20 protein-coding genes and 1 pseudogene are annotated in these 19,782 nt (G+C 68.4%); 14 read left to right on the top strand and 7 right to left on the bottom strand.

Translation table 11 applies throughout. From position 1 onward, the window contains the following. The first annotated feature begins 143 nt into the window (after positions 1-143). The gene (locus tag B9D87_RS09545) at positions 144-680 is read left to right on the top strand and encodes an MTB12 family secreted protein (protein WP_007770248.1); all 537 of its coding nucleotides are present in this window, start codon (positions 144-146) and stop codon (positions 678-680) included. Between the two features lie 309 nt (positions 681-989). Beyond that, a complete protein-coding gene (locus B9D87_RS09540; RefSeq protein WP_007770250.1) occupies positions 990-1,511 on the top strand; it encodes an MTB12 family secreted protein in 522 nt (173 codons plus the stop codon). Here B9D87_RS09540 and B9D87_RS09535 read toward each other — a convergent pair. The 3 genes from B9D87_RS09535 to B9D87_RS09525 all read right to left on the bottom strand — a co-directional run bounded on the left by B9D87_RS09535 (position 1,505) and on the right by B9D87_RS09525 (position 3,398). Next, the gene (locus B9D87_RS09535; protein ID WP_007770252.1) at positions 1,505-2,413 is read right to left on the bottom strand and encodes a sigma-70 family RNA polymerase sigma factor; all 909 of its coding nucleotides are present in this window, start codon (positions 2,411-2,413) and stop codon (positions 1,505-1,507) included. The genes B9D87_RS09540 and B9D87_RS09535 overlap by 7 nt on opposite strands. Beyond that, positions 2,410-3,006 (bottom strand): carboxymuconolactone decarboxylase family protein, encoded by a 597-nt coding sequence (locus B9D87_RS09530; protein ID WP_007770253.1) that lies wholly within the window; start codon positions 3,004-3,006, stop codon positions 2,410-2,412. Before B9D87_RS09530 ends, B9D87_RS09535 begins: the two co-directional genes overlap by 4 nt. 77 nt (positions 3,007-3,083) lie before the next feature. Next, positions 3,084-3,398 (bottom strand): type II toxin-antitoxin system VapB family antitoxin, encoded by a 315-nt coding sequence (locus B9D87_RS09525; protein WP_007770254.1) that lies wholly within the window; start codon positions 3,396-3,398, stop codon positions 3,084-3,086. A 237-nt stretch (positions 3,399-3,635) separates the two neighbouring features. On the opposite strand from B9D87_RS09525, the gene hrcA reads away from it, so the two are divergent. The 8 genes from hrcA to era are packed head-to-tail and all read left to right on the top strand — an operon-like array spanning position 3,636 to position 11,887. Beyond that, positions 3,636-4,667 carry a heat-inducible transcriptional repressor HrcA gene (gene hrcA, locus B9D87_RS09520; protein WP_007770255.1) on the top strand — a complete coding sequence of 344 codons (1,032 nt, stop codon included), beginning with the start codon at positions 3,636-3,638 and terminating at the stop codon, positions 4,665-4,667. A gap of 57 nt (positions 4,668-4,724) precedes the next feature. Continuing rightward, positions 4,725-5,873 (top strand): molecular chaperone DnaJ, encoded by a 1,149-nt coding sequence (gene dnaJ, locus B9D87_RS09515; protein ID WP_007770259.1) that lies wholly within the window; start codon positions 4,725-4,727, stop codon positions 5,871-5,873. Positions 5,874-5,889: 16 nt separating this feature from the next. After that, positions 5,890-6,738 (top strand): 16S rRNA (uracil(1498)-N(3))-methyltransferase, encoded by an 849-nt coding sequence (locus B9D87_RS09510; RefSeq protein WP_007770260.1) that lies wholly within the window; start codon positions 5,890-5,892, stop codon positions 6,736-6,738. Positions 6,739-6,794: 56 nt separating this feature from the next. Further along, complete coding sequence (locus B9D87_RS09505) at positions 6,795-7,853, top strand: PhoH family protein (RefSeq protein WP_040629730.1); 1,059 nt, start codon at positions 6,795-6,797, stop codon at positions 7,851-7,853. 20 nt (positions 7,854-7,873) lie between these two features. Then, on the top strand, positions 7,874-8,407 hold the full coding sequence (gene ybeY / locus B9D87_RS09500; protein WP_007770263.1) for an rRNA maturation RNase YbeY: 534 nt from the start codon (positions 7,874-7,876) through the stop codon (positions 8,405-8,407). Continuing rightward, complete coding sequence (locus tag B9D87_RS09495) at positions 8,404-9,672, top strand: hypothetical protein (protein WP_007770265.1); 1,269 nt, start codon at positions 8,404-8,406, stop codon at positions 9,670-9,672. Before ybeY ends, B9D87_RS09495 begins: the two co-directional genes overlap by 4 nt. A 12-nt stretch (positions 9,673-9,684) precedes the next feature. Continuing rightward, a complete protein-coding gene (locus tag B9D87_RS09490) occupies positions 9,685-10,995 on the top strand; it encodes a hemolysin family protein (protein WP_007770267.1) in 1,311 nt (436 codons plus the stop codon). Beyond that, positions 10,988-11,887 carry a GTPase Era gene (era, locus tag B9D87_RS09485; protein ID WP_007770275.1) on the top strand — a complete coding sequence of 300 codons (900 nt, stop codon included), beginning with the start codon at positions 10,988-10,990 and terminating at the stop codon, positions 11,885-11,887. Before B9D87_RS09490 ends, era begins: the two co-directional genes overlap by 8 nt. A gap of 88 nt (positions 11,888-11,975) precedes the next feature. Here the strand turns inward: era and B9D87_RS09480 are convergent, their stop codons facing one another. Both B9D87_RS09480 and B9D87_RS09475 read right to left on the bottom strand, forming a co-directional pair. Further along, entirely contained in the window at positions 11,976-13,433 is a 1,458-nt protein-coding gene (locus tag B9D87_RS09480) for an aminotransferase class I/II-fold pyridoxal phosphate-dependent enzyme (protein ID WP_007770277.1), read from the bottom strand. Between the two features lie 28 nt (positions 13,434-13,461). Further along, positions 13,462-14,940: an amidase gene (locus tag B9D87_RS09475; RefSeq protein ID WP_040629731.1), complete on the bottom strand. Its 1,479-nt coding sequence runs from the start codon at positions 14,938-14,940 to the stop codon at positions 13,462-13,464. A 61-nt stretch (positions 14,941-15,001) separates the two neighbouring features. On the opposite strand from B9D87_RS09475, the gene recO reads away from it, so the two are divergent. The 3 genes and pseudogenes from recO to B9D87_RS09460 all read left to right on the top strand — a co-directional run bounded on the left by recO (position 15,002) and on the right by B9D87_RS09460 (position 17,136). After that, positions 15,002-15,799, top strand: coding sequence for a DNA repair protein RecO (gene recO, locus B9D87_RS09470; RefSeq protein ID WP_007770280.1), 798 nt, complete (start codon positions 15,002-15,004; stop codon positions 15,797-15,799). 64 nt (positions 15,800-15,863) lie between these two features. Further along, positions 15,864-16,708, top strand: a pseudogene (locus B9D87_RS09465) (decaprenyl diphosphate synthase). Beyond that, entirely contained in the window at positions 16,708-17,136 is a 429-nt protein-coding gene (locus tag B9D87_RS09460; RefSeq protein WP_007770284.1) for a hypothetical protein, read from the top strand. The pseudogene B9D87_RS09465 and the gene B9D87_RS09460 overlap by 1 nt, the downstream one beginning before the upstream one ends. Positions 17,137-17,140: 4 nt before the next feature. Here B9D87_RS09460 and B9D87_RS09455 read toward each other — a convergent pair whose 3' ends face one another. Then, positions 17,141-17,536: a Fur family transcriptional regulator gene (locus tag B9D87_RS09455; RefSeq protein ID WP_007770286.1), complete on the bottom strand. Its 396-nt coding sequence runs from the start codon at positions 17,534-17,536 to the stop codon at positions 17,141-17,143. Further along, on the bottom strand, positions 17,533-17,961 hold the full coding sequence (locus tag B9D87_RS09450; RefSeq protein WP_099047328.1) for an ArsR/SmtB family transcription factor: 429 nt from the start codon (positions 17,959-17,961) through the stop codon (positions 17,533-17,535). Before B9D87_RS09450 ends, B9D87_RS09455 begins: the two co-directional genes overlap by 4 nt. 191 nt (positions 17,962-18,152) lie before the next feature. On the opposite strand from B9D87_RS09450, the gene B9D87_RS09445 reads away from it, so the two are divergent. Continuing rightward, positions 18,153-19,544: a glycine--tRNA ligase gene (locus tag B9D87_RS09445; protein ID WP_007770290.1), complete on the top strand. Its 1,392-nt coding sequence runs from the start codon at positions 18,153-18,155 to the stop codon at positions 19,542-19,544. The last annotated feature ends 238 nt before the right edge of the window (positions 19,545-19,782 follow it).

Here is a 19,782-nt window from a genome sequence, read left to right as displayed (position 1 = left end):
CGTCGTCGTAACGTGACCGACTCGAGACACAAAACGCCGAGTCACAGGGCACACTTACACCATCTTCAACCATGGAGACGTGTGACCGTGTGCGGCCGTCCGCAGGATTTCCGCCCCGGTCCATGTGCATCGAAGGGGGACCTGTGAAATCCGTGAAGTCCATTGCCACGGGCGTGGCGGCACTGACCGTCATTGGCGGCGCCGCCGCCGGTGTGGCTTCCATTGCAGCACCGATCGGTCTGGATCAGGTGCAACTGGCTGCGGTCGGCGCGCCACTGCCGCAGGACCCGCCGCCGCCTCCGCCCCCGCCGCCGGGTGCGCCGGGGCAGTTGCCGGCGGCGGATCAACTGGCCAACCTCTGCAACCAGGTAACCGACCCCGGCGTCAACTACCGGGACAAGAACAACCTCGTTGAAAACGGCATCCCTCAAAACGAGGGTATGGTGGCCGACCACGACCTGCGGAAGGCCTACCGGAACGGGAACTTCCCCGAGCAGTTCAACGTGACGAACATCGCGCCGGCGGGCCCGAACATGGCCCAGGCCGACGTCGGCATCACGGGCCCGAAGTTCGCCGGGCCGGTCAACAAGCACCTGGTGTTCGTCAACCAGAACGGAAACTGGGTTTTGCAGCACGACGCGGCGATCGCGCTGATTCAGGCGGCGACGGCGATGAACTAGGCGGTTCGGCGAATTCGCCGAGCAGCAGCGACAGTTCAAGCAGACCCCATGCGCCCCGCAAGGCGGCGCATGGGGTTTTGCCTTTCAGTTCCCCTGGTGACCTGTCGCCTGCCGGCGCACCCACCCACGTCCCCGCACAGCGGGCGCACAGTGTGCTCTGGTTTTTTCCACATCGGGTCGCCGTAACGTATCGATGCCGAGACACGAAATACCAGACGCAACGGGCACACCAACACCGTCCGCGCCGCCGTGACAGGCGGTGCGGATTGCCAACCTTGCGTCGAATCCGTGCCCACCGAAGGGGGAACCATGAAGACCGTTAAGACCATTGCCACCGGGGTGGCGGCGCTGGCCATCGTCGGGGGCGCCGCCGCCGGCGTGGCCTCCGTCGCGACGCCGAGTTCGCTGGTTGCCGGGGTGCGGCTCGCCACTGTCGGTGCGCCGCTTCCGCAGGATCCGCCGCCGGCGCAGCCGGTTGCCGGTGCCAACGTGCCGACACCCGATCAGCTGACGGGCGTGCTGAACAGCCTCGCCGACCCGAACGTCTCGTTCAACAGCAAGGGCAACCTGGTCCAGGGCGGCATCAGTGGCATGGAAGCGCACGTCGCGGACAAGAAGCTGCAGAAGGCCGCCAAGAACGGCGACCTGCCGCTGTCGTTCGACGTCACGAACATCCAGCCGGCCGCGGCCGGTTCGGCGACGGCCGACGTCGCGGTGTCCGGCCCCAAGCTGCCGTCGCCGGTCACGCAGAACGTCACCTTCGTCAATCAGGGCGGTTGGGTGCTGTCGCGCGCGTCGGCGATGGAGCTGCTGCAGGCCGCCGGTCAGTGACCTGCGCGCACGGCGCGCAGGTCTAACCGGGCGATGCGGGCCGGATCCGCGAGCACATCGATCGCGCGGATCCGGCCGTCGCGCACCACGAAACCCATGACGGACGCCGCCCGGCCGGCGATGAAAATCACCGCGCCGGCGGCGCCGTTGACGATCGCCGCACGCACCTCCCGCTCCGGGCCCGCGTAACCGCGGGCCAGCTTGGCCACCGAGGCCGCGCCCCGGGCGCGGAAGACGGCCGCGGCGGCGCCGAAATCACCCCGCAACTCCACGTCGGGATGGAGCACCGCGACGAGGCGGTCGAAGTCGCCGCTGCGCCCCGCCGCGAAGAACGCGTCGACCACCTCGCGTTGCGCGGCCAACCCGCCGTCGGGCACCGGCTCGGCCTGCTCGATGCGGCGTCGTGCCCGGCTCGCCAGCTTGCGGGCCGACTCCGGCGTCCGGTCGACGATGGCCGCGATCTGATCGAACGGCACGGTGAAGACGTCGTGCAGCACGAACGCCAGCCGCTCGGCCGGCGGCAAGGTATCCAGCACCACGAACAGCGCCAGCCCCACGGCGTCGGCCAGCATCGCGCGGTGCTCGGGATCGAATTCGCCCTCGGCCTCCACGACCGGATCCGGCACATGACCGACCAACTCCTCGCCGCCGTGAGTCCGGCGGTCGCGCAACAGGTTCAGGCAGATGCGCGCCACCACCGTGGTCAGCCAGGCGTCCAGGTTGGCGATGCCGTCCCCGCCGCCGGATCCGGCGGTGCGGCTCAACCGCAGCCACGCCTCCTGCACCGCATCCTGGGCGTCGTCGATCGAGCCCAGCATCCGGTAGGCGATAGCGCCCAGCTGCGGTCGGGCCGCCTCGAAGCGTGCCGACAGTGCCGCCAGTGACGCGTCCGGCTTCGTCACGGCCGATCGGTCTCGGGTAAGGCACACACCCGGTCACCAGAAAAGCCCGACGACCCGATGTCGAGTGCGATGTTGAACCGGGCCCGAAGGTTGCCCAGCGTGATCACGTGCGTCAGGCCGACGAGCTGCGCGGCGTCGAAGTGCGCGCGCAGCGCGTCGAACAGTTCGTCGCTCACCTCCACCGGAGTGCGGCTGATCGCGGTGGCGTACCGCAGGATCAGCTTGTCGACGTCGGAAAAGCACGCCGCGTTCTGATAATCGGCGAGGGCCAACAGCTCTTCGTCGGTCATGCCCCAGCGCCGCGCGATCTGTGAGCCGAGGTCGATGCAGTATTCGCAGCGCACCGTCGTCGCCGCCTTCAACTCGGCCAGCGCCCGCTGGCGGGGACTGAGGACGTCCAGCTTCGATTCGGCCTGCTCCAACTTGCCGTAGGCGTTGAGCAATCGCGGGATGTGCGCATACATCCGCAGCGGCTCCAGCATCCCCGCGGTTTCCAGCCCGGTCATCTGCGCGAGCTTGCGCTTGGTGAAAAAGAAGGCGATCTTGGCGCCGAGGCCGGCGTCGCGGTCGGAGACTCCTTGCAGCCGTGGCATGGCGATCCTCCTGGCAAGTCGTGTCGTTGACCAACGTCCCTACTAGGTCGACACGCGACGAAGCCCGAACGTGACCGTTAGCCGGGCGCGCCCAGCGGCATATCCATGTCGTACACGCGGGCGTGCAGCACGGTGCGGTTCCGCAGCGCGGCGCGCACCGCACGATGCAGGCCGTCTTCGAGATAGGTGATGCCCTTCCACCGCACCGCGTGCGGGAAGAGATCGCCGTAGAAGGTGGAGTCCTCGGAGAGCAGGCGGTCCAGTGCGAGCACCGTTGTGGTGGTGACCAATTCGTCGAGCCGGATCTGCTGCGGCGGGATCTGGGACCAATCCCGGTAGGACAGGTTGTGTTCGGGATACGGCTTGCCGTCGCGTACGCCCTTGAAAATCATCGGCCGGCCCTTCCCGACTCATTGCTGCGGCCCGACCGGTTCATTCTGGAAAGGCTAGCGGCAGCGGCGTTCGACAGCACCGATGCGTGCGAAGAAAGTCGTCCGGGCGCCGCCGCCCTTTCCGCGCCGACGACCCCGCGGCCGCCGAGTCCGCCGAACCGCCGCTGATAACGGTCGGCGCCGCAAGAGCCCGTAAAATGAATCCGGTCAAGGCGGTATCGAAGGAGGTGGCGGCCGGTGGGAAGTGCCGATGACCGTCGGTTTGAGGTGCTGCGCGCCATCGTCGCGGACTTCGTCGCCACCAAGGAACCGATCGGTTCCAAGGCGTTGGTGGAGCGCCACAACCTGGGCGTCTCGTCCGCCACCGTCCGCAACGACATGGCGGTGCTGGAGGCCGAGGGCTACATCACCCAGCCGCACACCAGTTCCGGGCGGGTGCCCACCGAGAAGGGCTACCGCGAATTCGTCGACCGGCTCGACGACGTCAAGCCCCTGTCCTCGGCCGAACGCCGGGCGATCCAGAGTTTCCTCGAGTCCGGGGTCGACCTCGACGACGTCCTGCGCCGGGCGGTGCGGCTGCTGGCGCAGCTGACCCGGCAGGTGGCCGTGGTGCAGTACCCCACGGCGTCGTCGTCCACCGTGCGCCACCTCGAGGTGATCGCCCTGACCCCGGCCCGGCTCCTGATGGTCGTCATCACCGACTCCGGCCGGGTCGACCAGCGGGTCGTCGAACTCGGCGACGTCATCGACGAGCACGAACTGTCCCAGCTGCGCGAGATGCTCGGCCAGGCGCTGGTGGGCAAGAAGCTGTCGGCCGCCTCGGTCGCGGTGGCCGACCTCGCCGGGCAGCTGCGCAGCCCGGACGGCCTGGGTGACGCCGTCGGCCGGTCGGCGACGGTGTTGCTGGAATCCCTCGTCGAACACACCGAGGAGCGCCTGCTGCTGGGCGGCACCGCCAACCTGACCCGCAACGCGGCCGATTTCGGTGGCTCGTTGCGCTCGATCCTGGAAGCGCTGGAGGAACAGGTGGTGGTGCTGCGGTTGCTGGCCGCCCAGCAGGAAGCCGGTAAGGTGACGGTGCGCATCGGCCACGAGACGGCCGCCGAGCAGATATTGGGCACCTCCGTGGTCACCACCGCCTACGGCACCTCCGACACCGTTTACGGGGGAATGGGTGTGCTGGGGCCCACCCGGATGGACTATCCGGGAACTATCGCCAGCGTTGCTGCGGTTGCCCTATATATCGGCGAAGTCCTGGGTGCTCGATGAACGCGCACCCGCAGGGTCGGTAGGCGCGGGGAAAGACCAGGTATAGGAGAGTCAAGCGTGGCACGCGATTACTACGGGCTACTCGGCGTGAGCAGAAACGCCAGCGACGCGGAGATCAAGCGCGCGTATCGCAAGATGGCGCGCGAACTGCATCCCGACGTCAACCCTGACGCGGCCGCGCAGGCGAAATTCCAGGAGATCAGCGTCGCCTACGAGGTGCTGAGCGACCCCGAGAAGCGGCGGGTCGTCGACCTGGGCGGCGACCCGATGGAGGGCGCGGCCGCGGCGGGCGGCGGCTTCGGCGCCGGCTTCGGCGGCCTGGGCGACGTGTTCGAGGCCTTCTTCGGCGGCGGCTTCAGCGGCGGCGGGACCTCTCGCGGCCCGATCGGGCGGGTGCGGCCGGGCTCGGACTCGCTGCTGCGGATGCGGCTCGACCTCGAGGAGTGCGCCACCGGCGTCACCAAGCAGGTCACCGTCGACACCGCGGTGCTGTGCGACCGATGCCAGGGCAAGGGCACCAACGGCGATTCGGCGCCGGTGCCGTGCGACACCTGCGGCGGCCGCGGCGAGGTCCAAACCGTGCAGCGCTCGCTGCTGGGACAGGTGATGACCTCGCGGCCGTGCCCGACCTGTCGCGGCGTCGGCGTCGTCATCCCCGACCCGTGTCATCAGTGCATGGGCGACGGCCGGGTGCGGGCCCGTCGCGAGATCAGCGTCAAGATCCCCGCCGGTGTCGGCGACGGGATGCGCGTGCGGCTGGCCGCCCAGGGCGAGGTCGGGCCCGGCGGCGGGCCGGCCGGTGACCTCTACGTCGAGGTGCACGAACAGCCCCACGACGTGTTCGTCCGCGAGGGCGACGACCTGCATTGCACCGTCTCGGTGCCGATGGCCGACGCGGCGCTGGGCGCCACCGTCACCGTCGACGCCATCCTGGACGGCGTCAGCGAGATCACCATCCCGCCCGGCACCCAACCGGCGTCGGTCATCACGCTGCGCGGCCACGGCATGCCGCACCTGCGGTCCGGCACCCGCGGCGATCTGCATGTGCACGTGGAAGTGGTGGTTCCGGCCCGGCTCGATCACCGCGACACCGAATTGCTGCGCGAGTTCAAGACGCGCCGCAGCCGCGACGTGCCCGAGGTCCGCTCGACCCACGCCGGCGGCGGCCTGTTCAGCCGACTCCGCGAAACCTTCACCGGACGCTAGCCGCGAAGGCGCGCGCATGGTCGCGACCCTGTTCTACCTCGACGATCTGCCGCAGCCCGGCTCGCTCGCCGTGCTGGGCGGTGACGAGGGCTTTCACGCCGCCACCGTGCGGCGGCTCCGTCCCGGCGAGCAACTCGTGCTGGGTGACGGCGCCGGAGCCCTGGCCCACTGCGAGGTGGAGCACGCCGGGCGCGACGGCCTGCGCGCTCGGGTGCTGCAGCGCTGGAACGTCCCGCCGGGGTCCCCGGCCGTGACGGTCGTGCAGGCGCTGCCCAAGTCGGAACGTTCGGAGCTGGCCATCGAGCTGGCCACCGAGGCCGGAGCCGACGCGTTCCTGGCGTGGCAGGCCGCGCGGTGCGTGGCCAACTGGCAGGGCAACCGGGTGGACAAGGGGTTGCGTCGCTGGCGTGCCGTCGTCCGGTCCGCGGCCCGGCAATCCCGCCGGGCCCACATCCCGCCGGTCGACGGCGTGCTGTCCACCGCGGAGCTGACGCGGCGTATCCGCGACGAGGTGGCCGCCGGGGCGACGGCGCTGGCCCTGCACGAGTCGGCGACCGACCGGCTGGCCGATATCGGGCTGGCACAAGCGAAATCGCTGCTGCTCGTCGTCGGCCCCGAAGGTGGGATCGCCGACGACGAGATGGCGGCGCTGTCCGACGCGGGAGCGGCGGCCGTGCGGCTCGGTCCCCAGGTGCTGCGGACGTCGACAGCGGCGGCGGTGGCCCTGGGCGCGCTCGGCGTCCTGACGCCGCGCTGGGACCGGCGCGGCGACATTCCGGCAAACGGCCACACGCTGCAGGTTCGCGACACCGGCCCGTCGTCGAGTACGTTGCTGAACACTGACCAACCCGGGCCCTCGGCGTAGACTGAGACGGCCCAGCAACCCACCGACAAGCCGAGAAAGCAGGCATCGAGAGCCACGTGACGCCCCGCGAGACCAGCGCTGCTGACGCAGCCGGCGCCGTCCCGGCCTCTGCTCAGGTTCGCAGCAGCATCGACGTTCCGCCCGATGTCGTCATGGGCCTGCTGGGTTCGGCGGACCAGAACCTACGGGCCCTGGAGCGCAGCCTGAACGCCGACCTGCACGTGCGTGGCAATGCACTCACCGTCGCCGGTGAGCCCGCCGACGTCGCGCTCGCCGAGCGGGTGATCTCCGAGCTGGTCGCCATCGTCGCCGGGGGACAGTCGTTGACCCCGGAGGTGGTCCGGCACAGCGTCGCCATGCTGGCCGGCACCGACAACGAGTCACCGGCCGAAGTGCTGACGCTCGACATCCTGTCCCGGCGCGGAAAGACGATCCGGCCCAAGACGCTCAACCAGAAGCGCTATGTCGACGCCATCGACGCCAACACCATCGTCTTCGGGGTCGGACCGGCCGGCACCGGCAAGACCTATCTGGCCATGGCCAAGGCGGTCAACGCCCTGCAGACCAAACAGGTCAGCCGCATCATCTTGACCCGCCCGGCCGTGGAAGCCGGTGAGCGCCTTGGCTTTTTGCCCGGCACGCTCAGCGAGAAGATCGACCCGTATCTGCGGCCGTTGTATGACGCGCTGTACGACATGATGGATCCCGAGCTGATCCCCAAACTGATGACCGCCGGCGTCATCGAGGTGGCCCCCCTGGCCTACATGCGTGGTAGGACGTTGAATTCCGCGTTCATCGTCCTCGACGAGGCGCAGAACACCACGGCCGAGCAGATGAAGATGTTCCTGACCCGGCTCGGCTTCGGATCGAAGATCGTTGTCACCGGCGACATCACGCAGGTCGACCTGCCCGGCGGCGCCAAGTCGGGGCTGCGCTCGGCGATGGAAATCCTGGACCGCGTGGACGACATCCACGTCTCGGAGCTGACCAGCGTGGATGTGGTCCGCCACCGGCTGGTCTCGGAGATCGTCGACGCCTATGCGAAGTTTGAAGAGCCCGGTCTGACGATGAACCGGGCGTCGCGCCGGGCGACGGGCTCGCGCGGTCGTCGATGATGGTGCGGTGAGCGGGTTTTATGAGCATTGAGGTGTCCAACGAGTCGGGTATCGACGTCTCCGAAGCCGAACTGATCAGCGTCGCGCGGTTCGTCATCGCCAAGATGGACGTCAACCCGGCGGCCGAGTTGTCGATGGTGCTGCTGGACACCGCCGCGATGGCCGACCTGCACATGCGCTGGATGGATCTGCCCGGCCCGACCGACGTGATGAGCTTTCCGATGGACGAGCTGGAGCCGGGCGGACGTCCGGACGCCCCCGAGCCCGGCCCCTCGATGCTGGGCGACATCGTGCTGTGCCCGGAATTCGCCGCCGGCCAGGCCGCCTCGGCGGGACACAGCCTGGGCCACGAGCTGGCGCTGCTGACCATCCACGGGGTGCTGCACCTGATCGGCTACGACCACGGCGAGCCGGACGAGGAGAAGGAGATGTTCGCACTGCAAGACCGGCTGCTCGAAGAGTGGGTCGCCGATCAGGTCGAGGCCTACCGCCAGGACCGCCAAGAGGAGCGGGACCGCCGATTGCTCGACAAGTCAAGGTATTTCGACAATTGAGGGCACTCAAGATTCTCGCGGCCGCCGCCATCGCCTTCGCACCGTTGGCGGTGTTGGTCACCACCACCGATTCGGCGGCGCAGGCGGCGCCGTGTGCGGGCGCGGGATCGAACCCGGTTGCCTGCCAGCACTGCATGTTCTACGTGAACGCCTACCACACCGCGAACGTGTGCAACGAGGATCACCGCGGGGTGGCGGGGCCACCGAGCAACGCGCCGACGCGGGCGCCGGAAGTCCCCATACCGGTCTACGAGCCCCCGCCGATGCCGCCGCCGGCGCAGAACCCGCTTGTCCTGCCGCCGCCCAACGCGGGTCAGAACGTCCCGGTGCTCGAGATCCCGCCGCCGGGCCCGGACGCACCACGGAACGCCCCGGTGGTGGCACCGCCACGCGGGCTGGAGGCGCCGTCGCTGGCGATCGCGGCGGCCAAGGCCGCCCCGGTGACGCGCGTCGACCCTGCCAACCCGCCGAAGCCGCCCACCCAGATCGATTTCAACCAGCAGGTGCAGAACGTCGTGAGTTCGCACCGGGAGAACGTCGACATCCTCAAGGTCGACGATCAGAAGTTCGTCCGCCCGCGGCACTGGGACTACCTGGACTACGACGACGCCTACCGCCGCCCGACCATCTATAACCCGCTGAATCAGCCGATCACGTTCCGCTACTTCTACAACGGCGCCTACCAGCAGGCCTACCTGCCGCGCGGAGCGCGGATGGTGCTCGACGCGACGACCGTCGGCGTCGTCCCGTTCACCGCGGTCGGCGACAGCTACGTGGCGGCCGGCAGCTTTTATGGCGGGGGCTCGATACCGCTGAACGGATACAACGGCCCGCCGCCACCCGATTACAAGCCGCCGGCGCCCCCGAAGCTGTATGAGAACGTCACGGTGTTCGTCCCCGCCAAGGGCGAGACCGTCGAAGTGGGTCATGTGTCGGTGGTGGGTCACGACGGCAGCCAGCCCGCGGGCGGCCAGGACACCTTCCTGCTCGACGACTCCACCCTGGCCTGGGGGCAGATCGACAACTCCAGCAGCGCCCCCGCGCAGATCCGAGTGATCAAGACCCAGCCGACGCCGGGTGTCGGCCCGACCGACGACGGCAGCTTCTTGGTGCTGCTCGCCGTGCACCACCAGGAGCCCAACCAACCCAACCAGTCCGGCTGGACGTTGGCGCTGCGCTTCGGGGGCTTCGCCGTGGTGGTGGGCCTGATCGCCTGGCTGCTCGCGCGCCGCAGCCGGACCGAGGAGCAGGACGCTGACGCCTAGGTATGTCGACAATTGACGGGCTGGTCTGAGCTGCTCGGCGCGGTCGCGCTGATCGCGCTGGGCGGCCTGTTCGCGGCGATCGACGCGGCTATCAGCACGGTGTCGCTGGCCCGGGTCCAGGAGTTGGTGCGCGACGAGCGGCCCGGCGCGGTGGCGTTGTCCAAGGTGATGTCGGAGCGGCCCCGCTACATCAACCTGGTGGTGCTGCTGCGGATCACCTGCGAGATCACCGCGACGGTGCTGCTGGTGGTGTTCCTCTACGACAACTTCGGGCTGCGCTGGGGCCTGTTCGGCGCCGCGGCGATCATGGTGGTGACCAGCTTCGTCGTAATGGGGGTGGGTCCGCGCACCCTCGGCCGGCAAAACGCCTACTCCATCGCGTTGACGACGGTGCTTCCGCTGCAGGCGATCTCGTGGCTGTTGATGCCGATCAGCCGGTTGCTGGTGGTGCTGGGTAACGCGGTCACTCCCGGGCGCGGGCTGCGGAACGGGCCGTTCGCCTCCGAGATCGAATTGCGTGAGGTCGTCGACCTGGCCCAGCAGCGCGGCGTGGTCGCCGCGGAAGAGCGCCGGATGATCCAGTCCGTCTTCGAGCTCGGTGACACCCCGGCCCGCGAGGTGATGGTGCCGCGCACCGAGATGATCTGGATCGAAAGCGACAAGTTCGCCAGCCAGGCCATCAATCTGGCGGTGCGCAGCGGGCATTCCCGCATCCCGGTGATCGGCGAGAACGTCGACGACATCGTCGGCGTCGTGTACTTGAAAGACCTTGTCCAGCAGACGGTTTTGTCCGGCGACGGTGGCCGGACCCCGCCGGTGTCCAAGGTGATGCGGCCGGCGGTCTTCGTGCCGGACTCCAAGCCCCTGGACTCGCTGCTGCGGGAGATGCAGCGCGACCGCAACCACATGGCGCTGCTCGTCGACGAGTACGGCGCGATCGCCGGCCTGGTCAGCATCGAAGACGTGCTGGAAGAAATCGTCGGCGAGATCGCCGACGAGTACGACCAGGCGGAGACGGCGCCGGTAGAAGACTTGGGCGACAAGCACTTCCGGGTATCGGCGCGGCTGCCGATCGAGGACCTGGGCGAACTGTACGACGTGGAGTTCGACGACGATCTCGACGTCGACACCGTCGGCGGCCTGCTCGCCCTGGAATTGGGCCGGGTGCCGCTGCCGGGCGCCGAGGTGGTGTCACACGGTCTGCGGCTGCAGGCCGAAGGCGGCACCGACCACCGGGGCAGGGTGCGGATCAACACCGTGCTGCTCAGCCCGGTCGACTCCAACGGTTCATCCGACGGCGAGGAATCCGAGCAGCATGACTGAATTCCGTTCCGGTTTCGTGTGTTTGGTCGGCCGTCCCAACACCGGGAAGTCGACACTGACGAACGCCCTGGTGGGGACCAAGGTCGCGATCACGTCGATGCGGCCACAGACCACCCGGCACACCATCCGCGGCATCGTGCACCGCGACGACTTCCAGATCATCCTCGTCGACACGCCGGGCCTGCACCGGCCGCGCACCCTGCTGGGCAAGCGGCTCAATGACCTGGTGCGCGACACCTATTCCGAGGTCGACGTGATCGGGTTGTGCATACCGGCCGACGAGGCGATCGGTCCGGGAGACCGGTGGATCGTCGAACAGATCCGCGCGACCGCGCCGAAGACGACGTTGGTCGCCATCGTCACCAAGATCGACAAGACGCCCAGGGACCGGGTGGCCGCGCAGTTGGTGGCGGTCAGCGAGCTGGTCGGCGACTCGGCCGAGATCGTGCCGGTGTCGGCGGTGACCGGCGCGCAGGTCGACATCTTGATCGAGGTGCTGGCCGCCGCGCTGCCGCCCGGCCCGGCGTACTACCCAGACGGGGAGCTGACCGACGAACCCGAAGAGGTCCTGATGGCCGAGCTGATCCGGGAGGCCGCGCTCGAGGGCGTCCGCGACGAGCTGCCGCACTCGCTGGCGGTGGTCATCGACGAGGTCACTCCGCGGGAGGATCGCGACGACCTGGTCGACGTGCACGCCCTGCTCTACGTCGAGCGCGACAGCCAGAAGGGGATCGTCATCGGCAAGGGTGGTGCCCGGCTGCGGGAGGTCGGCACCGCCGCGCGCGCCCAGATCGAAAAGCTGCTGGGCACAAAGATTTATCTCGACCTGCGCGTCAAGGTCGCCAAGAACTGGCAGAGCGACCCCAAACAGCTTGGCCGACTGGGCTTTTAGCGGGTGCAGCCGTTGCGCGCAGCGTGCTAGCGCCGGTGCCAGCGCATCAGGGAAAGGCCACATACCATGAACTGCGCGGGATCGCTCGTCAGGCCAGCACCCGGACGGTTTGCAGCGACGGATCCGCGGCGTCGGGAACGTTCATGCCGGCGTTGACGCCCGAGCACAGGTACTCGAGCACGGCGTCATTGAGACGTTCGCCGGGGACGACGGCGGGAATGCCCGGGGGATAGGGCGTCATCTGTTCGGCGGCGATCCGGCCGGCGGCGCTCTCGGCGGGTATCACCTCGACCCGCCCGAAGAACGCATCCCGCGGCAGCTCGACGGTCTCCAATTGCAGCTCCGCCGGCGAGGGCAGTGCGATGCGCGGCGGCGGTTCGAAGTCGTCGGCCGCGGTTCGCCATGCCCGCAGGGCATCGGTGAGACGTCCGAGCGTTTCCTTGTCGTCGGCCATGGACAAAGTGGCCAGGATGCGACGGTGATCGCTCATGCCCGTGTCGATGTGCGCGTGCGCGCGCAGCCAGTCGGCGGCCTGGTAACCCGATGTGCCCGTGGCCGATACGTCGATCAGCACCTGCATCCGGTCCAGGTCATGGGAGGCCTGCGCACCGAGCAGTTCCTCGTCGAGCACCTGCACGTCGGGAATGAGTTCGATCTCCTCGCGCACCCGCCTTGTCAAATCCAGTGCGGCACCGAGTAATTCGTGACCATGCTGCACCATCTGCCTGCGCCACCCGTCCATGGCCGCATACAGCAGGACGTTGGGGCTGGTGGTCATCAGCAGATCCGCGCAGCCGGAAAGCCGGTCCTGATCGATCAGGTCGCCCTGCAGGTGGAACACCGAGCCCTGCTCGAAACCCGCGCCCATCTTGTGCACGCTCACCACACAGACGTCCGCGCCCGCATCCATCGCCCAGGTCGGCAGGTCCTGATGAAACGGCAGGTGCGCACCCCACGCCTCATCGATGATCAACGGCTTTCCCCGCCGATGGCACACCTCGGCGATGCCGGCGATGTCGGCGCAGGTGCCGTAGGGGCTGGGGCTGACGACGAGCGCACCGGCGGCCTCGGGGTGCTTGTCCCAGGCTTGCTCGACCTGCCGCGGCGAGGGCGGATGCGAAAAGTGGTGCTCGGCATCCCACCGGGGCGTGATCCAGCGCGGCTGCACACCGGAGAAGATCAGCCCCGCCACGATCGACTTGTGGCTGTCGCGGCTGACCAGGAGGCTGCCGTCGCCGCCGGCGACGGCCATCATCGCCGCCCTGACCGACAGTGAACTGCCGCAGGTGGAGAACCAGGCGGCCTTCGCGCCCACGGCGTCGGCCATCAGGCCTTCGGCGTCCTTGAGGTATCCGTTGCTGGTTCTGCGGTCATCGAGCCCGCCGCTGGCCAGCACGTCGTCCAGGAACGGCTCGCGTCCCAGGACCGCCAGGACGCGATCGTCGACGCCGCGGCCTTGCCGGTGGCCCGGCGGCGTGAATCCGTACCGGTTCTTGTCCCGATAATCGGCCAGCGCATCGAGCAGGGGTGCGGTCGATTGGTCCATGACGGACGGGTACCCCGGTTATCGGCGGTTAATTGACGCCGGGCGCATCGGTGGTCTGGTCCCACCACGACTGGGGCTGTTCGCTCGCCCACCCGCAGACGGCTTCCAGCTCGGCGGCCAGCGAAATCAGCATGCCCTCGCTGTTCGCCGGACCCATCAGCTGCACACCGATCGGCAGGCCCTCGGACGTGAAGCCCGCCGGGACGTTGATCGACGGCCAGCCCAGCACGTTCCACGGAAAGGTCAGCGGGCACGCCGCGATCATGGCGCGGTCGGTGCCGAAGCCACTCAACCGGTCGAAGGCGCGCGCCAGCGGCGGCGGTTGCGCCGTGGTCGGCGCCAGCACCACGTCGACGATGTCGAAGATCGACCCCACCCGGCGCTGGTCGGCCGCTTCGTGGCGGCGGGCGCTGCGCAGGATCGCCTGTCCCAGCACCGCGCCCAGACGAAGGTTGGACAGGGTTCGGGGGTCCAGCACGACGCCGTCGCCCAGCCGCTCCTCCCAATCGCGGAGGCCCGACGTGGAGCGGGCGAGGAAGTCCCACGACAGCCGCATGCCGTAGTCGGGGTTGCCGGGCACCACGGTGTGGCCGAGCAACTCGAGTTGCTTGCCGACGGCCCGCGTCGCGGCCAGGATCTCCGGGTGCAGCTTCGGCCGGAAGCCGGTGTACGGGAACCGGGTGGACAGCGCGATGTTCAAGGGGCCGGGCGCCTTGCCCACATAGTCGGACGCGGTCAGCGGCGGCGGCTTGTGCCGGTCGCCCTCGACGTTGCCGGAGGCGGCGTCGAGCACCAGCGCCGCATCGGCCACGGTCCGGGCGAGCACGCCGTTGACCGTGATGCCGTTGAATGCCTCCGGCAACGGCCAGGTCGAGATGCGTCCGCGTTGCGGCTTGATGCCCACCAGGTGCGTCCACGCCGCCGGGATGCGGATGCTGCCGGCGCCGTCGGAGCCGATCGCCGCGGTGACCAGCCCGGCCGCCACCGCGGCCGCGCTGCCGCCCGACGATCCGCCGGGGGTGTGCCGGCGCGACCACGGGTTGCGGGTGTGGCCGAAACCGGGCCCGCTGGTGAACGGCCATTGCCCGAGTTCGCAGGTGTTCGTCTTGCCGACGATCACCGCGCCGGCCGCCTTGAGGCGGCGCACCACCTCGGCGTCGTGCGTGGCGGGCGCGACCGAGCCCTCGGTCCCGAAGGCGGTGGGCACCCCGGCGATGTCGACGTCGTCTTTGACGGCGATCGGGACTCCCAGCAGCGGGGCGGTGTCACCGGCCGCGCGGCGCCGGTCGGCCTCCGCCGCGTCGGCCAGCGCCGATTCGGTGAGCACCACCCGGAAGGCGTTCAGCGTGGGCTGGCTGGCGTGGATGGCGTGCAGGGAGCGACCCACCAGTGTGGTGGATGTCACCGAGCGGCTGGCCAGCTGATAGAGCAGGTCAGTGAGTGTGGGCAGGCGCCGGTGGCCGGATCCGGAAATGGACCCGGGACCCGACCCAGAAGCGCCAATCACGGGGTACGAGACTAACGGCGCGGATACCCATAATGTCGCGGCGGGGTGCAAAACTATTGTGATGCGGCTATACCGAGACCGAGCTGTTGTGCTGCGCCAGCACAAGCTCGGCGAAGCCGACCGGATCGTCACCTTGCTGACTCGTGATCACGGGCTGGTCCGCGCGGTGGCCAAGGGCGTGCGCCGCACCCGCAGCAAATTCGGTGCGCGGCTGGAGCCGTTCGCGCACATCGACGCGCAGCTGCATCCCGGCCGCAACCTCGACATCGTCACCCAGGTCGTCTCCATTGACGCGTTCGCCACCGACATCGTCAACGATTACGGCCGTTACACCTGCGGCTGCGCCATGCTGGAAACCGCCGAGCGCCTCGCCGGTGAGGAGCGCGCGCCCGCCCCGGCCCTGCACGGGCTCACGGTGAGCGCGTTGCGGGCGGTGGCCGACGGCCGCCGGTCCCGGGACCTGCTGCTGGACGCCTACCTGCTGCGCGCGATGGGCATCGCCGGGTGGGCGCCCGCGCTCAATGAGTGCGCCCGCTGCGCCACACCCGGTCCCCACCGGGCGTTCCACGTCGGCGCCGGCGGCAGCGTCTGCACGCACTGCCGCCCGGCCGGTTCGACGACGCCGCCGCCGGGGGTGCTGGATCTGATGTCCGCGCTGCACGACGGCGATTGGGACTTCGCCGAGAAGACGCCGCAATCGCACCGCAACTACGTCAGCGGCCTGGTGGCCGCGCACCTGCAGTGGCATCTGGAGCGGCAACTCAAGACGCTGCCGCTCGTGGAACGGACGTATCACGTCGACCGGACCATCGCCGACCAGCGCGCGGCGCTGATCGGGCAGGATATGGACTGTGGCTAAACTCTGGGCCGGCGGCTCCGCCCGAAAGGCCGAGCGTGCCACGGCATCAGCCGATTTCCCGCAGCTGCCCCCCGCCCCCGACGACTATCCGGTGTTTCCCGACAAGTCGACCTGGCCGGTGGTCTTTCCGGAGCTGCCGCCGTCCCCCGACGGCGGGCCGTCCCGGCCGCCGCAGCACATCTCCAAGGCGGCCCGCCCAAAATCGAGGCCGATCGACTGCCCAACCACGTGGCCATCGTGATGGACGGCAACGGCCGCTGGGCCACCCAACAGGGATTGACCCGCACCGACGGCCACAAGGCCGGCGAGGCGGTGGTCATCGACATCGTCTGCGGCGCAATCGAACTCGGCATCAAATGGCTCAGCCTCTACGCCTTCTCCACGGAAAACTGGAAGCGTTCCCCCGAGGAGGTCCGCTTCCTGATGGGGTTCAACCGCGACGTGGTGCGCATGCGCCGGGTGAACCTGAAGACGATCGGGGTCAAGATCCGGTGGGTGGGTTCGCGGCCGCGCCTGTGGCGCAGCGTGATCAACGAATTGGCGATCGCGGAGGAGATGACCAAGGACAACGACGTCATCACCGTCAACTATTGCGTCAACTATGGTGGTCGTGCCGAAATCGCCGAGGCGACAAAGGAAATCGCGCGGCTGGCCGCCGCCGGTCGGCTGAATCCGGAGCGCATCACCGAGTCGACGGTGTCGCATCACCTGCAGCGGCCCGACATTCCCGACGTGGATCTGTTCTTGCGGACCTCGGGGGAGCACCGGTCCAGCAATTTCATGTTGTGGCAGGCGGCGTACGCCGAATACGTCTTTCAGGACAAGCTGTGGCCCGACTACGACCGCCGCGATCTATGGGCGGCGTGTGAGGAATACGCTTCCCGCAACCGCAGATTCGGGAGCGCGTAGTGCCCTCGCTGCAGCAGCGCCTGGCGTCGATACTCGGCGACGTCCTCCCGCTCGAGGAGGAGGCCGACGGCGCGGTCACGGTGCGCCACGACGGCACCATCGCCTCGTTGCGGGTGGTGAACATCGCCGAGGGCCTCGATCTGGTGTCGCTCACCCAGATATTGGCGTGGGACCTGCCGCTGACCAAGAAGATCAGCGAGCAGGTGGCCAAGGAGGCCCGGGACAGCAATTTCGGTAGCGTCAGCCTGATCGAGAAGATCAATGAGAAGGCCGTGCAACGCAATTCGGGCAAGGGTGCGTCGAAGAGCGCCGATGTGATGCTGCGCTACAACTTCCCCGGCGGCGGCCTCACCGACGATGCCCTGCGCACGCTGATCCTGTTGGTGCTGGACACCGGCGCCGGGATACGCCGGAAACTGACGGCCTGACCGGCTACCGGCCCCCGCAGTCCGAACAGGTGCCGAAGATCTCGATGGTGTGGCTGACGTCGGAGAAGCCGTGTTTGGCGGCCACTTCCGTCGCCCATTCCTCGACCTCGTGATCGCCCACCTCGATGGTGGCGCCGCAGCTGCGGCACACCAGATGGTGGTGATGGTGCTCGGAACACCTGCGGTACACCGATTCACCGGTGTCGGTGCGCAACGTGTCGATCATCCCGGCCGCGGCCATCGACTGCAGCGTGCGGTAGACGGTCGTCAGGCCGATGTTCTCGCCGCGGCGGCGCAGCTCGTCGTGCAGCTCTTGGGCCGAGCGGAACTCGTCGAGCGTCTCCAGCAACGTGGAGATCGCCGCGCGCTGCCGGGTGGAGCGGACGCTGGTTCCGGTCATGGGCGCGGCTCCTCACTGGCGTGCGCGACGGCGTCCACCACGATGTGCGCGAGGTGATGATCGGCGAGCCGGTAGAGCACCTCGCGACCGGACCGCTCCCCGGTGACCACCCCGGCCGCCTTCAAGATCTTCAGGTGCTGGCTGACCAGCGGCTGGGGCACGCCCAGCGCATCCACCAGCTCGTGCACGCAGCGATGGGACTCCCGCAGCTGCAACACGATGGCGATCCGCACGGGTGCGGCCAGCGCGCGCAACAGCTCACCGGCGGCGTCGAGGATGTCTCGCGGCGGCGGGACGGGGTAGGCGGTGACCCCGGAGTGTCCGGCGGCGCCGAGCGCGTCGTGATCGTGGGCGACCGCGCCGGGGTCCGAGTCGCCGTCGTCGGCGGCCGGCATCGATGCGGAAGGTGACGGGGACGTCATCATGGGAGCGGCATCACCTCGAGAAGTGCCAGGTAGTGGGAAAGTGTCCGCCATTGAATATCGTTATCGGCTGCCATCCACTGTCACATGCATGATGACGCATGTCAAAGAGCGCGGCGCCGATCGCTACCATGACTGATGCTCTGCGCACCGCGGTTGACCGCCGCGCGTGCCCGCCCGAACCCGGAAAGGGAGTGCACCGCCCCGTGGCGTCCGTCATCGACACCGTAGTGAACCTGGCCAAACGGCGTGGCTTCGTCTTCCCCTCGGGGGAGATCTACGGCGGCACCCGGTCGGCCTGGGATTACGGCCCGCTGGGCGTGGAGTTCAAAGAGAACATCAAGCGGCAGTGGTGGCGCTCGGTGGTCAGCGGTCGCGACGACGTGGTGGGCCTGGATTCGTCGATCATCCTGCCGCGCCAGGTGTGGGTGGCCTCCGGTCACGTCGAGGTGTTCCACGACCCGCTGGTCGAGTCGTTGATCACCCACAAGCGCTACCGCGCCGACCATCTCATCGAGGCCTACGAGGCCAAGCACGGACACCCGCCGCCCAACGGCCTGGCCGACATCCGCGACCCGGAGACCGGCGAGCCGGGCCAGTGGACCGAGCCGCGCGAGTTCAACATGATGCTCAAGACGTACCTGGGGCCGATCGAGACCGAGGAGGGCCTGCATTATCTGCGCCCGGAGACGGCGCAGGGCATCTTCGTCAACTTCGCCAACGTGGTGACGACCGCCCGCAAGAAGCCGCCTTTCGGTATCGGCCAGATCGGCAAGAGTTTTCGCAACGAGATCACGCCGGGCAACTTCATTTTCCGAACCCGCGAGTTCGAACAAATGGAAATGGAGTTCTTCGTGGAGCCGTCGACCGCGAAGGAATGGCATCAGTACTGGATCGACACCCGGCTGCAATGGTATGTCGACCTGGGCATCGATCCGGAGAACTTACGGTTATTCGAGCACCCCGCCGACAAGCTGTCGCACTACTCCGATCGCACCGTGGACATCGAGTACAAGTTCGGTTTCGCCGGTAATCCGTGGGGCGAGCTGGAAGGTGTCGCCAACCGCACGGATTTCGACTTGTCGACGCACGCAAAGCATTCCGGCGTCGATCTGTCGTTCTACGACCAGGTCACCGACACGCGCTACACCCCGTATGTCATCGAGCCGGCCGCCGGCCTGACGCGGTCGTTCATGGCGTTCCTGATCGACGCGTACGTGGAGGACGAAGCCCCGAACGCCAAGGGCAAGATGGAAAAACGCACGGTTCTGCGCCTGGATCCGCGGCTGTCTCCGGTCAAGGCTGCGGTCCTTCCGCTGTCGCGTCACGTCGACCTGAGTCCGAAGGCGCGCGACCTGGCCGCCGAGTTGCGCAAGTTTTGGAATATCGATTTCGATGACGCCGGCGCGATCGGGCGACGTTATCGGCGCCAGGACGAGATTGGCACGCCGTTCTGCGTCACGGTGGATTTCGACTCCCTCGAGGACAACGCCGTGACGGTGCGCCGTCGCGACGACATGTCCCAGGAGCGCGTCGCGATGAATGCCGTGTCCGATTATCTGGCGGCGCGCCTGAAGGGCTGTTAATCGGCCGGCAGCGCCGCGGTCTTGTATATTGTCTGTCCCGTTGCGCCGCCGCACGTCTGACGGTTTGGGACGGGCGCCGATGCGCCATCACCCGCGCCGCATTTCCCGAAATAAGGTTTGTTTAAAAGTCCGGTCTTCGCGGTGAGGGTGCCTTAGGATCCCTGTGGGGCATAAGTAGATAGCTAATGGCCGCGGGCGGATGTCGGGCCGTCCGGGGTAGGAGCCGTTGACTCGGTCG

This window comes from Mycobacterium colombiense CECT 3035, from assembly GCF_002105755.1.
In the GTDB taxonomy this organism is placed as follows: Bacteria; Actinomycetota; Actinomycetes; order Mycobacteriales; family Mycobacteriaceae; genus Mycobacterium; species Mycobacterium colombiense.
The sequence above is the reverse complement of the archived record's forward strand: the minus strand, read 5'-3'. Positions and strand labels throughout refer to the sequence as shown.